This window comes from Paucibacter sp. PLA-PC-4, assembly GCF_026241155.1.
Classification (GTDB): domain Bacteria; phylum Pseudomonadota; class Gammaproteobacteria; order Burkholderiales; family Burkholderiaceae_C; genus Roseateles_E.
Window position 1 is genome coordinate 161,820 of record NZ_JAPFGP010000002.1, and the last position, 14,068, is coordinate 175,887.

Genomic DNA, 14,068 nt, shown 5'->3' on the forward strand with positions numbered 1-14,068 from the left:
CATGAGATTGCTCGCTGCGCTGGGCCTGGCCCTGCTGACCCCGCTGGCCCAGGCGGCCGATCTTGACGGCCGTGCCTTCGGCGCGCTATGGGGCATCCCCTTCGCCGGCATGTTGTTGTCGATCGCAATCATGCCGCTGGCCCTGCCCAAGATCTGGCACCACCACTACGGCAAGATTGCTGCCGCCTGGGCGCTGGCCTTTCTCGTGCCCTTTGCCGTGAGCCAGGGTCTGGGCGCCACGGCCGGCGTGCTGGCCCACACCCTGGTGGCCGAATACTTGCCCTTCATCATCCTGCTGTGTGCACTGTTCACCACCGCCGGCGGCATCTTTGTGCGCGGCAATCTGCACGGCAGCCCGAGCCTGAACGTGGTGCTGATGCTGATCGGTGCGGCGCTGGCGAGCGTGATGGGCACGACCGGCGCCTCTATGCTGATGGTGCGACCGCTGATACGGGCCAATGACAACCGCCGCCACGTCGCCCATGTACTGGTGTTCTTCATCTTCATCGTCAGCAATGCCGGTGGTTCGCTCACGCCGCTGGGCGATCCGCCGCTTTTCCTGGGCTTCCTGAAAGGGGTGGACTTCTTCTGGACCGCTCGCCACATCTTCCCCGAGACCCTGTCGCTGATCGCCGTGCTGCTGCTGATCTTTTATCTGATCGACAGCTACTGGTACCGCCGCGAAGGGGTGACCAAACAAGACCCGACTCCGGACACCCCCGGGTTTGGCATCGAGGGCGGCATCAACTTCTTGCCGCTGGCGGTCGTTGTTGCGCTGGTGCTGATGAGCGGCCTGTGGAAGCCCGGCATCGCCTTCGACATTCTCGGCACCGAGCTGGAGCTGCAGGCCCTACTGCGCGATGTGGGCTTGCTGGCCGTGACGGCCTGGTCGCTGGTGATCACGCCCCGGACCTTGCGCGAGAAAAACCAGTTCTCCTGGGCCCCAATGCAGGAGGTTGCCAAGCTCTTCATCGGCATTTTCCTGACGATGATTCCGGTGCTGGCGATGTTGAAGGCCGGCGAGCAGGGCGCATTCGCGGCCGTCGCGCGGGCGGTGACCGGCCCTGACGGCCAGCCGCTGCCCTGGGCCTATTTCTGGTTCAGCGGAGTGCTCTCGTCCTTCCTCGACAATGCGCCCACCTATCTTGTGTTCTTCAACCTGGCCGGCGGCGATCCGCAGATTCTCATGACGACACTGGCACCGACTTTGGCCGCCATCTCGGCCGGCTCGGTCTTCATGGGCGCCAACAGCTATATCGGCAACGCCCCCAACTTCATGGTTAAGGCCATTGCTGAGGATCGTGGCATCAAGATGCCCAGCTTCTTCGGCTATATGGCCTGGTCCGGCGCGGTGCTGGTCCCGCTGTTCGTGCTGATGACCTTCATCTGGTTCCGTTGACGCGGGCCTATTCACAGGAGACAAGACGATGACTGACAAGCCCAAGGTGCTGGTGGCGCGCAAGACCTTCGACGACGTCGTCGAGCGGCTGCGCGCGCGTTTCGAGGTCCAGACCAACGAGGCCGACGAGGTCTGGTCGCAGGACGAGCTGATCGCCCGCCTGCAAGGCATGGCCGGCGTCTACATCACCGGCTCCGAGAAGATCGACGCGCGGCTGCTGGACGCCTGCCCGGGCCTGCGTGCGGTCTGCACGATGGCGGTGGGCTACAACAATATCGATGTGCCTGCCTGCAGCGCGCGTGGGGTGCTGGTCAGCAATGCGCCCGATGTGCTGACCGAGACCACGGCCGACTTCGGCTTCGCGCTGATGATGGCCACGGCCCGCCGCATCACCGAGAGCGAGCATTTCCTGCGCCGTGGCGAGTGGAGCAAATGGAGCTATGACATGTTCGCCGGCAGCGATGTGCATGGCGCCACCCTCGCCATTCTGGGCATGGGCCGCATCGGCCAGGCAATCGCACGGCGGGGCCATCTGGGCTTCGGCATGCAGGTGATCTACCACAACCGCTCGCAGCTGGCTCCCGAGATCGCCGCGCCGTTGGGCGCGCATTGGGTCGAGAAGGACGAGCTTCTGCGGCGGGCTGATCATCTGCTCATCGTCGTGCCCTACAGCCCGGCAGCCCACCATATGGTTGGCGAGCGCGAGCTGGCGCTGATGAAGCCGAGCGCGACGCTGACCAATATCGCCCGCGGCGGCGTGGTTGACGATGCAGCACTGGCCCGCGCGCTGGCGGCCGGCACGATTGCCGCAGCGGGCCTGGATGTGTTCGAGGGCGAGCCCCTGGTGCACGCCGGTCTGCTGGCCGCACGCAATGTGGTGCTGACCCCGCATATCGCCAGCGCCTCGATCCCGACGCGGCGCGCGATGAGCAACCTGGCGGTGGACAACCTGATCGCGGCGCTCAGCGGCGGTACGCCGCCCACCGCTCTGAATCCCGAAGTGCTGAACAGGTCGCCCGCTTGAGCCTCCCAGAAAAGAAAACCGCCCGCTTTGTCACCCAGGCCTTTGCGCCGACCGAGGAGCAGCTGCGCATCCAGACCTCGGCCCAGCCGACCCTGCTGATCGAGGCGGCCGCCGGCGCGGCCAAGACCAGCACGCTGGCGCTGCGTATCGCCGAGTCGCTGGCGCTGGGCACCGACCCGCGTCGCATGCTGGCGCTGACCTTCACGCCCACGGCGGTGCTGGCGCTGCGACAGACCCTGCGCCTGATCGGCGTGGCGTCCGAGCCGCTGGCCGCGTTGCGTATCGAGAGCTGTGACGCCTATGCCGTGGCCGTGCTCAAGCGGCTGGAAGGCCGCGATGCGCGCCGGCCGGTGCAGTCGCTGAGCCGGCCCGAGCAGCTCAAGCCCCACGTCTGGCAGGCCGTCGCGGACGCCGCCGACAACGCGGCCGAGCGCTACCCCGAGGAGCTCAATCCTCCAACCTATGGCAGCGATGCCTATGTTGGCCAGTTCCTGCGCCGCATCGAGGGCGTCAAGGGCCGGCTCTTGCTGGAGCTGCGTCCGGCAGACAACGGCGACAGCCCCGACTACGCCGCCGACGAGCTGGGTCTTGACTACGGCCTGCTGCGCATGCTGCGCAGCTACGAGGCGCTGCGCTGGCCGGCTGGCGAGGACCATCCGCTGTTCCGCGGCCCGCTGGACGCCAGCTACGATCTGGCCCGACTGCTGCTCGACCCCGACACTCCGGCACTGCCGCTTGGCGACTTCGATGAGCTCTTCGTCGACGAGATGCATGACTGCAATGAGGCGATGTTCACGATCCTCAAGGCCTTGCTCCGACGCGAGCCGGCGCCGCTGTTTTGCGCCGTCGGCGACCGCCACCAAGTCATCCACCAGCAAAGCGGCGCCGATGCCCGCTTCATGGGCCAGGCGCTGGACCAGGAGACCGGCCGCAGCGTGCAGCGCCTGCCGCTGAGCCAGAGCTTTCGCTACGGCGCCAGCGTGGCCGGGTGGATGAGCCGGCACACCGGCAAGCCGGTGCGCGCTGCCACCGAGCGCAGCACCGAGCTGCAGACCCTCAGCTATGGCGGCCCCGGTGAGCCCGGCTGCGAGGAGGTGCTTGTGACCGCACTGCAGCGCTGGCGCCGCGAGCAGCGCCGCGAGGCTGTGTATGCCAGCTGCGCGGTGCTGCTGCGCCACGAGTCGCAATCGGTGCTGATCGAGAACGCACTGCATGCCCACGGCATCAACCATCGCTTTATGGGCTTCGGCAGCTATCTGCAGCGCCCCGAGGTGCTGTTCGTGCGTAGCGTCTACGCCATCGCCAGCGGCCGGCTCGACACGCTTGGCGGCGCGGCGACGCGCGCGCTGATCCCGGCTGCGCTGTTCGAGATGACACAGGCCAAGATCGTCGACGAGGACGACCCCGACCACGAGTCGGCCGACGCCTTTGTGCGCGAGGCCGCCGGTCACGCGGCCCAGAGCGAGCGGGTGATAGAGAGCTTGTTCAACGGCCATGTGATGGCGCGCTCGCCAGCGCCGGTGCGCCGCCGCCTGGAGCTGGCGCTGGCCAGCGTGCGCCAGGGTGGGGGCTTCGAGGCATTTCTGGCCGCGCTGGACATGCCGGCCTTTGCCCGCGCGGTGTTCGTCGAGCAGCAGCGCCGCGACGAGGTGCTGCGCCACATGCAGGGCCTGTTGGCGGCGTCGCGACAGCAGGACTCGGTGCTCGAGTTCTTTCGTCGGCTGCAGGCGCAGGACGAGGCCAATGCCCAGCGCTTGGCCGAGCACGCGGCCGGCAAGGTGCGCACCAACAAGCTGGCGCTGCCGGCCATCACGCTGGCCAGCGCCGCCCATGTCAAAGGCCTGGAGTTCGAGCATGTGCTGCTGCCCTATCTTGAGCAGGGCGTCTTTCCGCAGGCCCGCGCCGAGCTGGCCGACGAGCGCAACCTCTTCTATGTGGCCGTGACCCGGGCCCGCCAGCGTCTGAGCCTGATGGTGCCGGCCGCGCGACCCAGTGCGTTCCTCGCGGTGCTGTCCTGAGACCACAGCCCCCGAGCACGGGGTGCCGCTGAGCGTCGGGCCTTGATATATTGACGTTGATGACACCGTTGTCAGCAACAGAACACATACCGAATTGATCGGGAGGGCCGCGCGAGGGGCCAGGTCTTGACAGGGCCTGGTCGTGGTGCCCCCGGTGCACCCTATGAACGCTGCGAGCTCCTGGATCCTGTTGTTGGCAGGGCGCCTGCGCGCCTGGGTGATGGCCGAGCCGGCCACCGGTCGCGCCGGCCCGGCCGATGTGCAGCTCAGCGCGCTGCGCGTGATGCTGTTGGCCTGCGCGGTGCTGGGCGCCGGGGTCGGGCTGCACAGCGCGGTGTTGGCCCTGCGCCTGGGCAAACCGTGGGCGGTGGTGATCGTGCTTTTGGTGCTGGGCCTGCTGGGCGCATCGATCGGGCGGGCGCGCCAGCGCAGCCGGGGCGGTGTGCTGCTGCTGTTGGCGGCCATCTATATGGCCGGGCTGGGCATCACCGTCTCCACCGGCAGCCAGCCCGAGCTCTCCCGCTTGGGCTATGTGGTCAGCTATATGACGCCGATGGTGGCGGGCCTGCTGTTGAGTTGGCGGCTGGGGCTGGCGCTGATGCTGTTCAACACCCTGTTCTTCTTGCTGGCGGTCACCGGCTTCCAGGCGCCGCAGTTGCCGCAGCAGCAGGTGCGGCTGCCTGGCTCGCTTTTCTATGTGCATGCGGCGCTGTTTATGTTCTTCAATCTATGTCTGCCGCTGGCGGTGTTCCGCTTGGTGGACGGCATGCGTCGCACCGAGGCCCAGCTGCGCGGCTCGGTGCGACGCGAGGCCTGGGCCACCTGGCACGACCCGCTGACCGGCCTGTCCAACCGAAGCCATTGCATCCGCAGGCTTCAGGCCTGCTGCGTGGCCGGTGCGCCGGCGCTGGCGCTGCTGACGCTGCGCCTGTGCAATCTGCGCCAGCTCAATGCGCGCTACGGTGTCGCCGCCGGCGACGAGCTGCTGCGGCATTTCGTGCGCCAGCTGCGGGCTGTGCTGCCGGCCGGGGCCGGAGCGGCACGGGTGCGCGGCTCGGTGATCGCGCTGCTGCTGCCGCTGGCGGCCGACTCGCTCGACGAGGCCGCGGTACTGGCGCTGGTGGCCGGCCTGCGCGCGCGGCTGCCCCAGCATGGTCAGGCGGCTCAGCAGAGCGTGGCGCTGGAGTTGGCCTTCGGCCTGGTGACCAGCGCCGATCTGCTGGCGCGCCAGCCCGGTGCCGACGGTGCCGAGCTGCTTCGCTGTGCCGAGCTGGCGCTGGACATGGGGCAGGACCCGCGCTGGCGCGAAACCCATGACGGCCTGGTGCTGCTTAACGCCGCCACCGCGCGGGCGGTGGCGCGCAGCATGGCCATCGAAGCCGAGCTGCCGCAGGCGCTGGCCGGCCAGCAGCTGCATTTGCTCTACCAGCCGAAGCTGCGCCCCGATGGCCAGTTGCTGGGCTTCGAGGCCCTGGTTCGCTGGACCAGCCCGGTGCTGGGTGCGGTCTCGCCGGTGGACTTCATCCCGGTGGCCGAGGCCTGCGGCCTTGTGGGTGGCATCAGCGACTGGGTGATCGAAGCCGCCTGTGCCCAGCTGGCGCAGTGGCGTATCCAGGGCCTGCCGGTGGACCGCTGCCATCTGGCGATCAATCTGTCGGCCCGCGATCTGGAGCGGGATGAGCTATTCGCCATCCTGCAGGCCTGCATGGCTCGCCACGGTGTAACGCCCGAGCAGTTGGAGCTAGAGGTCACCGAGTCGGCGCTGGCGCGCCAGCCGGCCCAGGCGCTGCAGCAACTGCAGCGCCTGCACGAGGCCGGTTTTCGCATCGCCATCGACGACTTTGGCACCGGGTACTCCTCGCTTGCCAAGCTGGTGGACCTGCCCATCGACGTGCTGAAGATCGACCGCAGCTTTCTGCGCAGCCTGCCCGGCGACGCGCGGCGCGAGCGGGTCGTGCGCTCGGTGGTGTCGCTAGCGCACAGCCTGCGGCTTCAGGTGGTGGCAGAGGGAGTTGAGACCATGCCGCAACTGCTGTTCCTGCAGGCGCTGGGCGTGCAAGGCCTGCAGGGCTATCTCTACGGCCGGCCGGAGCGGCCCGGGCATTGGGAGGCGCTGATACGGCAGGGCAGGCTGAAGGATTTGTCGGACACGACGCGTGCGGCGCAGAGTCCGGCCTGAGTCCTGGGGCGCTGCTCCGAGGCTATGGCCGGGCCGGACCAGGCCACACCGTCCCGTGATGCGCACAGATGCGAGCGATCAGTTCGTGTGCATAGGCGGGCAGGCGCTGGCCCTGGCGGGTCAGCAGATAGCGCTGGCGCAGCGCCCAGTCGTCCTTCAGCGCCACCAGCGCGATGCCCATGCCGGCGGCTTGATGGCGTTGCGCTGCAGACTCCGGCGCCAGCCCCAGGCCGACGCCGGCCTCCACCATGCGGCACATCGCATCGAAGCTGCTGACCTGGACCCGCAGCTTGGGCGCCGCCATGCCCATCTCCTCGACCACGCGAGTCAGGAATCGCGCGATCGTGCTGTCCTCGTGCATACCGACAAAAGCCTCGCCCAGCACTTCGGCGAGCATCACCTTGGCGCGCCGCGCCAGCCGATGGCGGCGCGCGCAGACCAGCACCAGGCGGTCGGTCGCGAAGTGGAAGGCGTCCAGTCCCTGCGGATCGACGGCGCCGGCTGCAATGCCCAGATCGGCCCGTCCCTCGCGCACGCCGCGTGCGATCTCGTGGTTGGCATGCTCTTTGAGCCCCACCGTGACACGCGGCTGCGCGGCCAGAAAGCCGGCCAAGATTTCTGGCATGAACTCGGTCATCGCCGTTGTGTTGGCGAACACGCGTACATGGCCCTGCAGGCCGCCGCCGTACTCTTGCAGCTCGGCGCGCAGCGACTCGGCCTGCTGCAGCATCAGTCTGGCGTGATGGGCGAAGGCTTCGCCGGCCGGCGTCAGCCGCACGCCCCGCGCCTGCCGCTCCAGCAGGGCCATGCCGGCCTGCTCCTCGATCGCGCGGATGCGGGTGCTGGTGGCCGTCAGCGACAGATGAACCAGCGCGGCGGCATGGGTTAGATTGGCCTGTTCGGCCACCACGACGAACAGACGCAGATCGCTCAGGCTCAAACGCATCGCAGAGGTCTCCGTCGCTCCTGACTTCCGGAAATCGGAAGCCTCGTCTCCAAACATTGGCATTGTTGCGCAGACCGACCGCGGCCAAGATCGTGGCATTCCAATCCCACCGACACACGGAGACAAGCCATGACATCCCACCAACTGATCCGTCGCACGCTGTGCGCTGCCCTGCTGGGCCTGTGCGGCGGCGGCGCTGCGCTGGCCAGCGACTACCCTGCCAAGCCCATCACCCTGATCGTGCCGCAGAACGCCGGCGGCACGAACGACATCGTGGCCCGCATTGTCGGCCAGCGCTTGGGCGAAACGCTCAAGGGTACTGTGGTGGTGGAGAACCGTGTCGGGGCGGGCGGCAATATCGGCACCCAGCTGGCGGCTCGGGCCAACAAGGACGGCTACACGCTCTTGATGACCATCAGCAGCAGCCAGGCCATCAACCCGGCGGTCTACAAATCGCCGGGATTCGACCCGGTGAAGGACTTCGTGCCGATCGCGCTGGTCGGCTCGGTGCCCAATGTGCTGGTGGTGACGCCCGGCTTTGCGGCCAAGAACCTGGACGACTTCCTGAAGCTGGTGAAAGCCAAGCCCGGCGTCTACCAATACGCCTCGGCCGGCAACGGCACGCTCAACCACCTGCTGGGCGAGATGCTCAACAGCATGGGCGGGCTGGAGATTCAGCACATCCCCTATAAGGGCGTGGCGCCCGCGCTGACCGATGTGATCGGCGGCCAGGTGCCGATGGCCTTTGCCAGTTTGCCCTCGGTGCTGGGCTATCTGAAGAGCGGCCGCTTGCTGGCCTTGGGAGTGAGCTCGCCGCAGCGCTCGCCGGCCTTGCCCGAGGTGCCGGCCATCGGCGAGAAGGTGCCGGGCTATGCCGGCACCCTGTGGGTGGGCCTGTTCGCGCCACGCGGCGTGCCGGCAGAGGTGGAGCGCCGCCTCGGCGAGGCGATGGCCAGCGTGCTGCAGCATGGCGACACGCGCGCTGCGTTGAGCGCCCAAGGCGTGGAGCTGGCCAGCGCAACGCCGGCCCAGTTCGCCGCGCTGTTGCAAGAAGACATCGCCCGCTGGGGCAAGCTCGTCAAGAGCTCCGGCGCCAAAATCGACTGAGGGGCCGACCATCATGAGCAACGAACGCCCCCGCCCGCTCGACGGCATCACGGTCGTCTCCCTCGAACACGCGATTGCCGCGCCTTTCTGCACGCGCCAGCTGGCCGACCAGGGCGCGCGGGTCATCAAGGTGGAGCGGGCAGGCGAGGGTGACTTTGCTCGCCATTACGACAGCCGGGTGGCCGGGCAATGCTCGCATTTCGTCTGGGTCAATCGCTCCAAGGAAAGCCTGGCGTTGGACCTGAAGAGCCCAGCCGCCGATGCCGTGATGCAGGGCCTACTGGCCAAGGCCGATGTGTTCGTGCAGAACCTCGCGCCCGGGGCCGCCGCTCGGCTGGGGCTGGACGCCGCGACGCTGCGCGGGCGGTACCCGCGCCTGATCGTCTGCGACATCTCGGGCTACGGCAACGACGGCCCCTATCGCGACCGCAAGGCCTATGACCTGCTGATCCAGGCCGAGGCCGGCTTTCTGTCGGTCACCGGCACGCCTGAAGATCCGGTCAAGGCTGGCGCCTCGATTGCCGACATCGCGGCTGCGATGTATGCCTACACCAACATCCTCTCGGCTCTGTTGCTGCGTGCCAGGACCGGCGAGGGCTCTCACATCGATGTGTCTATGCTGGAGGCGCTGAGCGAGTGGATGGGCTACCCGCTGTACTACGCCTACCAGGGCGCGAGCCCGCCCCCGCGGCTGGGAGCCGCCCACGCCACTATCTATCCTTACGGCCCCTTCCAGGCCGGCGACGGCCGCACCGTGATGCTGGGCCTGCAGAACGAGCGCGAATGGCAGGCTTTTTGCGCGCTTGTGCTGGAGCAGCCCGGTTTGGCCTGCGAGCCGCGCTTTGCCAGCAATGCGGCCCGCAACAGCCACCGCGAGGAGCTGCGCGCGCTGATCCTGGCCTGCTTTGCGACGCTGAGCAGCAGCGAGCTGCGCGAACGCCTGGACCGCGCCCAGATCGCCAACGCCGATGTCAACAGCATGGCCGAGCTGTGGGAGCACCCGCAGCTGGCCGCCCGCCAGCGCTGGACCGAGGTCGACTCGCCGGCCGGCCCGATCAAGGCCCTGCTGCCGCCGGGCGCCAATGCGTCCTACAACCCGCGCATGGAGGCCATTCCGGCGCTGGGCCAGCACAACACGGACATCCTGCGCGAGCTGGGCCTGGAGGGCCGGCTGTGAACACCGGCCGGCGAGCCCGCCCGCTGGACCAGGCGCGCAGCCTGCTGTTCGTGCCCGGCAACCGGCCCGAGCGATTTGCCAAGGCCCTTGCCAGCGGCGCCGATGCCGTGATCTTCGACCTGGAAGACGCCGTGCCGGCGGCCGACAAGGCGGCGGCCCGCCTGGGCATCGCGTCGCAGTGGCCGCAGCTGTACGGCCAGGGCCGGCCCCTGCTGCTGCGCATCAATGCCGAGGGCGGGCCCGATTGGCCGCTGGACCTGGCGCTGCTGGCGCGCCTGCCGGGGCTGGCTGCCGTGATGTGTCCAAAGGTCGAGTCGGCACTGACGCTGACTCGGCTGGCCGAGGCCAGCTCCTTGCCCGTTCTGCCACTGATCGAGTCGGCGCGGGGCTGGCAGGCCCTGGCCGAGATCGCCGCCGCGCCGGGCGTGCTGCGCCTGGTGTTGGGCCATATTGACTTCATGGCCGACACCGACATCAGTTGCGGCGCCGATGAGGCCGAGCTGGCGCCGCTGCGCTTCGCGCTGGCAATGCAGACACGGCTAGCCGGTCTTGCGCCGGCCATCGACGGCGTGACCGTGCAGACCGACGATGCCGAGCGCTTGCTGGCCGATTGCCAGCGCGCACGTCGCTACGGCTTCGGCGCCAAGCTGTGCATCCACCCGCGCCAGATTGACGGCGTGCATGCGGGACTGCTACCCAGCGACGCCGAGCTGGCCTGGGCCCGCCGTGTGGTCGAGGCGGACGCCGCGGCCGGCGGAGCGGCCCTGCAGCTGGACGGCCGCATGATTGACCGGCCGGTGGTTCTACAGGCGCAGCGCTGGATGGCGCTGGCGGAGTAGCACTGGCGCTCCGCGGCCAGCATCTCTCGCAAGGTGCCCCCAGCTCAGGTGGCCTGGACCACGGCGCCGAGCCCATGCCGGGCCGTGTGCTGGAAAAAGTCCTGCAGCTCGGCGAAGTTCTCGCTCAGATAAGCCTGGGACTCGGCATCCTGGCGCCGCCACAGCGCGCTTAGATAGGCGTCATCCATATTGACCCGCTGGCTGACCTCGATCAGCGCGGCCGCGTCGACACCGGCATAGGCCTCGGCGATTCGCGCCATCGCGTCGCTGCGCAGGCAAAGGGCTGGACCATAGCCGACCTCGATGGCGCCGATCGGCGCGCCGTCCTCAAAGAAGTTCGGCGCGCCCGGCTCCAGCGCCTTCAGGCAGGTGTTGATCCCGTCCCAGGATTTATCGAGATCGAGCATGCGCATCTCCTGCTCGGCAAAGCTCAGCGACGGCACTGGCGGCGGCGCTACCGCGGCCTTGCCGAACAGGCGGGCCCAGAGCGAGGGCTGGGCGTCGAAGCCGATCTCTCGCAGATAGACAGCCTCATCGTCCGGTTCGAGCAGCCGCCAGACCAGCGGTGGATCGGCTAGCAGCTGGTCGATGTGGTGGTCGGCGACGGCATAGGCAACAAGGCAGACTCCCATGATCGAATCTCGGGTTTCAACGCTGTTGTCGCGGCGACAGGGCTGTCGCCGAGCCCATCGCCCGGAACACCTGCAGCGCGGCGAAGGCGTCATTGGCCGCGTAGGTCAGCTGGCTGGGGCTCAGCGTCGCGGCGGCCCAGTTCGAGGTGGTGGCCTTGCGCGACTTGCTCAAGCGCTGGCCCAGCACGGCGGCCACCGCCGCCTTGACGCCCAGGTCCTGCCGGTAGCCCAGCTGCTGGCGTAGCAGCCGGGACAGCTCGACGCTGCCGCGCAGCTGCAGGCCGAGCTTGCGCAGCAGCGGGCCGCGGTCGGAGTCCAGGCCAAAGCCTACCTTCATGATCTCCTCGGACTCGATGACACGCTTCAGGAAGTCCAGCGGCGGCCGGGCGTCGATCTGGATGATGAAGGCGCGCTCGGTCAGCGCGATCTGGATCAGGTGCGGGCCATCAGAGACGGCCTCCCGGGTGAAGGTAGGTTTGCTCTCGGTGTCGAAGCCGATCTGGCGCTCGCGCAGGATTTCCGCCTCGGCCGCCGCGAGATCGGCCTCGCTGCTCAGCAGATGGATGCGCTCCAGCGTCAGGCCGGGGAAGGGCGGCAGCAGCGCGATCTCGTCGCGGGTCGGATGCTCCTTGCGCGGGCTCATCGGGCCGCCTCGGGGCCTGGATCATCGTAGCGCCCGGCGCTCACGACGGTACAGCCATTGGGGGCCCGCAGCCAGACCTCCCGGTGTCCGGCATAGGGGTTAACCTTGGGATGCTCGGGCACCGTGGCGCCCAGCTTGGCCTGGCACCAGCCGCTGCTGGCCTGAATATTCTCAACGGTGATCAGCGCTTGGGATTTCAAGTTTTTTCTCAGCGCTTGCGCCGGATGACGAAAGCATTGTCGGCGAGCTGGAAGCCCAGCGCCGGGTAGTAGGACATGGCATTGGGCGCGGCAAGCAAGATCAGCGACACCTCGTCGCCGATCAGCGCTTGGGTACGCTCGACCAGCGCGCGGCCGATGCCCAGGCCTTGGTAGTCCTTGTCGACGGCGAGATCGGACAGGTAGCAGCAGTAGGCCCAGTCGGTCAGCGAGCGAGCAAGGCCGACCAACTGGTCCTCGACCCAGGCCGACAGCACCAGGCTAGGCGCGGCAAACATGCGCGCGATGCGCGGCAGATCCTGGGTCGGGCGCTTGATGCCCGAACGATCGAAAACACGCGCGACATCGAGGGGATCGAGTGGGTGCTCGTGGCGGTACTCAACAAGAGGTGGTTTCATCGGATCTGTGAGTTGTGTTGCCCGGTCGCTTGGCGAGTTGTGTTCGGGGGTGTTCAGGGTGCGTCCCGGGCCATCAGCACCAGCACACCGACGAGGATGAAGACCGGCCAGGACAGAGGCCGGCCGCGCGTGAAGTGCAGCGGGAAGGTGGCAGACAGCAGGGCGGTGATGCCGACCACGGTCAGGACCTGGTCCCAGCCGATCTCGCCCTGGTTGGCCGCGAAGACCAACCAGGCCAGGCCCCACCAGGCCACCGTCGTGAGGTGCCAGGCAAAACGCAGCGTGCCGACCGTGAACGCGGTGCCGCCCAGAAGCTTGGGCAGCAGCCCCTGACGCTTGAACAGGCGCATCAGCAGATAGCGTTCGCCGAGGCAGGAGTGGGCGAGGCCGGTGATCAGCAGCAGGGCGGTGGCGATGAGAAGCATGGGCAAGAAGGTCCGTGGGGGCTGACTGACTTGTACCTCAGCTGCGGCCGTGGACACATGGAGGGCATACCGGAGCGCCTTTGCGTGCGCGGGGATATCGCCTTGTCACATCATTCACGAGGCGTGGACCCTGATGGTGAAGCCCTCGACCTCGTCCGGCGCCTGGAAGAAGGACGAGACATGGCGGAAATCCTCCTCGCTCAGCTCGTGGGAGCCTTCCGGCCGTTCGACATTGCGCTGGGCGATGCGGGCCAGGCAGGTCTCGTCCGAGGTCCTCAGCTCATGCAGTACATGGGCGGCACCGGCCTGCTCGAACACGGAACGAAACCAGCTGCGGCCGAGCTTTGTGTTGGCCTGGAAGTCCAGCACCACGGAGTTCCCGGCGCGCAGCAAGTCCACGGCCAGAGGGCCGATCACGCTCCTGAGCTGTTTCGAGAATTGGATGTAGTCATCGAAGGTCTGCATCTGATCGCCAAACAGGCGCATCAGCCAGATGTCCTCGGACAACAGGATCGCATCGAACTCCCGCGCGAGTCCCGCAGCGACGGTGGTCTTGCCGGCCCCGGCTTTGCCGCAAAAGAAATGGAGCGTTGGGGTGGTGCTTGGCATATGGCGTGAGTCGGCTCAAGAAAACGAATCAGGAGCCAGGTCTTGACAAGAGAACTTCGGTGCGACGCTATTGACGCGAGTGGTTGTGGCCAGGAATTGTTTGAACGACGGGGCCCGCTTGCGCTTGGCTGCCGGCTATTCCCGAAGGGCGAGAACTTGCGCTGCGACTGCGCATGCAATGGCCGCTAGTGTCACCTCAATGTAAAAGCGAGACACGAGCTGGCCTTTCAATGCTAGGGCCCAAATCCTATGAAAGTTCCATGTCCGCTCGGTGGCCATGTTGAAGATGGCCGAGGCGATCGCTGCGGCCAACAGCAATATGGCGACGGCAAGAAGCGTCGAACTCATGTGGAGAGAGGATTCTGGAGTCGGGTTGAACGCGAGTATGGGCGTAAGCCTTCTTGCTTTGCCGGCGCACTCGTTACGAATCACTCCTCCATTCGCAGCGCGCCCG

General features: G+C 67.6%; 14 protein-coding genes. 7 read left to right on the forward strand and 7 right to left on the reverse strand.

What is annotated here, in order from left to right; translation table 11 throughout:
• Position 1 precedes the first annotated feature (1 nt).
• The 4 genes from OOZ63_RS03665 (at position 2) to OOZ63_RS03680 (ending at position 6,620) form a co-directional block, all read left to right on the forward strand.
• Complete coding sequence (locus OOZ63_RS03665; protein ID WP_266003969.1) at positions 2–1,399, forward strand: sodium:proton antiporter; 1,398 nt, start codon at positions 2–4, stop codon at positions 1,397–1,399.
• Positions 1,400–1,427: 28 nt separating this feature from the next.
• Entirely contained in the window at positions 1,428–2,423 is a 996-nt protein-coding gene (locus OOZ63_RS03670; RefSeq protein WP_266003970.1) for a 2-hydroxyacid dehydrogenase, read from the forward strand.
• Positions 2,420–4,441: a 3'-5' exonuclease gene (locus OOZ63_RS03675; protein ID WP_266003971.1), complete on the forward strand. Its 2,022-nt coding sequence runs from the start codon at positions 2,420–2,422 to the stop codon at positions 4,439–4,441. Before OOZ63_RS03670 ends, OOZ63_RS03675 begins: the two co-directional genes overlap by 4 nt.
• 163 nt (positions 4,442–4,604) lie before the next feature.
• Complete coding sequence (locus OOZ63_RS03680; protein ID WP_266003972.1) at positions 4,605–6,620, forward strand: putative bifunctional diguanylate cyclase/phosphodiesterase; 2,016 nt, start codon at positions 4,605–4,607, stop codon at positions 6,618–6,620.
• 22 nt (positions 6,621–6,642) lie between these two features.
• Here OOZ63_RS03680 and OOZ63_RS03685 read toward each other — a convergent pair whose 3' ends face one another.
• A complete protein-coding gene (locus tag OOZ63_RS03685; RefSeq protein ID WP_266003973.1) occupies positions 6,643–7,566 on the reverse strand; it encodes a LysR substrate-binding domain-containing protein in 924 nt (307 codons plus the stop codon).
• Positions 7,567–7,695: 129 nt separating this feature from the next.
• On the opposite strand from OOZ63_RS03685, the gene OOZ63_RS03690 reads away from it, so the two are divergent.
• From OOZ63_RS03690 to OOZ63_RS03700, 3 genes are read left to right on the forward strand one after another with little or no spacing between them, the layout of a single operon-like run.
• Positions 7,696–8,673 carry a Bug family tripartite tricarboxylate transporter substrate binding protein gene (locus tag OOZ63_RS03690; protein ID WP_266003975.1) on the forward strand — a complete coding sequence of 326 codons (978 nt, stop codon included), beginning with the start codon at positions 7,696–7,698 and terminating at the stop codon, positions 8,671–8,673.
• 13 nt (positions 8,674–8,686) lie between these two features.
• Entirely contained in the window at positions 8,687–9,850 is a 1,164-nt protein-coding gene (locus OOZ63_RS03695; protein WP_266003977.1) for a CaiB/BaiF CoA transferase family protein, read from the forward strand.
• Complete coding sequence (locus OOZ63_RS03700) at positions 9,847–10,689, forward strand: HpcH/HpaI aldolase/citrate lyase family protein (protein WP_266003978.1); 843 nt, start codon at positions 9,847–9,849, stop codon at positions 10,687–10,689. Before OOZ63_RS03695 ends, OOZ63_RS03700 begins: the two co-directional genes overlap by 4 nt.
• A gap of 44 nt (positions 10,690–10,733) precedes the next feature.
• Here the strand turns inward: OOZ63_RS03700 and OOZ63_RS03705 are convergent, their stop codons facing one another.
• From OOZ63_RS03705 to OOZ63_RS03730, 6 genes are all read right to left on the reverse strand, one after another.
• Complete coding sequence (locus tag OOZ63_RS03705) at positions 10,734–11,321, reverse strand: DUF1877 family protein (RefSeq protein WP_266003979.1); 588 nt, start codon at positions 11,319–11,321, stop codon at positions 10,734–10,736.
• A gap of 16 nt (positions 11,322–11,337) precedes the next feature.
• Positions 11,338–11,964, reverse strand: coding sequence for a 3'-5' exonuclease (locus tag OOZ63_RS03710; protein ID WP_266003980.1), 627 nt, complete (start codon positions 11,962–11,964; stop codon positions 11,338–11,340).
• Entirely contained in the window at positions 11,961–12,164 is a 204-nt protein-coding gene (locus tag OOZ63_RS03715; protein ID WP_266003981.1) for a hypothetical protein, read from the reverse strand. Before OOZ63_RS03715 ends, OOZ63_RS03710 begins: the two co-directional genes overlap by 4 nt.
• Positions 12,165–12,172: 8 nt before the next feature.
• Positions 12,173–12,580 carry a GNAT family N-acetyltransferase gene (locus tag OOZ63_RS03720; protein WP_266003982.1) on the reverse strand — a complete coding sequence of 136 codons (408 nt, stop codon included), beginning with the start codon at positions 12,578–12,580 and terminating at the stop codon, positions 12,173–12,175.
• A gap of 53 nt (positions 12,581–12,633) precedes the next feature.
• On the reverse strand, positions 12,634–13,005 hold the full coding sequence (locus OOZ63_RS03725) for a hypothetical protein (protein WP_266003984.1): 372 nt from the start codon (positions 13,003–13,005) through the stop codon (positions 12,634–12,636).
• Between the two features lie 114 nt (positions 13,006–13,119).
• Positions 13,120–13,614, reverse strand: coding sequence for an AAA family ATPase (locus tag OOZ63_RS03730; protein WP_266003986.1), 495 nt, complete (start codon positions 13,612–13,614; stop codon positions 13,120–13,122).
• Positions 13,615–14,068: the final 454 nt, after the last annotated feature.

Excerpts from the sequence above, each read along its gene's own strand:
- OOZ63_RS03665 (WP_266003969.1), top strand. The coding sequence starts at position 2 with ATGAGATTGCTCGCTGCGCTGGGCCTGGCCCTGCTGACCCCGCTGGCC.
- OOZ63_RS03670 (WP_266003970.1), top strand. The coding sequence starts at position 1,428 with ATGACTGACAAGCCCAAGGTGCTGGTGGCGCGCAAGACCTTCGACGAC.
- OOZ63_RS03680 (WP_266003972.1), top strand. The coding sequence starts at position 4,605 with ATGAACGCTGCGAGCTCCTGGATCCTGTTGTTGGCAGGGCGCCTGCGC.
- OOZ63_RS03685 (WP_266003973.1), bottom strand. The coding sequence starts at position 7,566 with ATGCGTTTGAGCCTGAGCGATCTGCGTCTGTTCGTCGTGGTGGCCGAA.
- OOZ63_RS03690 (WP_266003975.1), top strand. The coding sequence starts at position 7,696 with ATGACATCCCACCAACTGATCCGTCGCACGCTGTGCGCTGCCCTGCTG.
- OOZ63_RS03695 (WP_266003977.1), top strand. The coding sequence starts at position 8,687 with ATGAGCAACGAACGCCCCCGCCCGCTCGACGGCATCACGGTCGTCTCC.
- OOZ63_RS03705 (WP_266003979.1), bottom strand. The coding sequence starts at position 11,321 with ATGGGAGTCTGCCTTGTTGCCTATGCCGTCGCCGACCACCACATCGAC.
- OOZ63_RS03710 (WP_266003980.1), bottom strand. The coding sequence starts at position 11,964 with ATGAGCCCGCGCAAGGAGCATCCGACCCGCGACGAGATCGCGCTGCTG.
- OOZ63_RS03720 (WP_266003982.1), bottom strand. The coding sequence starts at position 12,580 with ATGAAACCACCTCTTGTTGAGTACCGCCACGAGCACCCACTCGATCCC.
- OOZ63_RS03725 (WP_266003984.1), bottom strand. The coding sequence starts at position 13,005 with ATGCTTCTCATCGCCACCGCCCTGCTGCTGATCACCGGCCTCGCCCAC.
- OOZ63_RS03730 (WP_266003986.1), bottom strand. The coding sequence starts at position 13,614 with ATGCCAAGCACCACCCCAACGCTCCATTTCTTTTGCGGCAAAGCCGGG.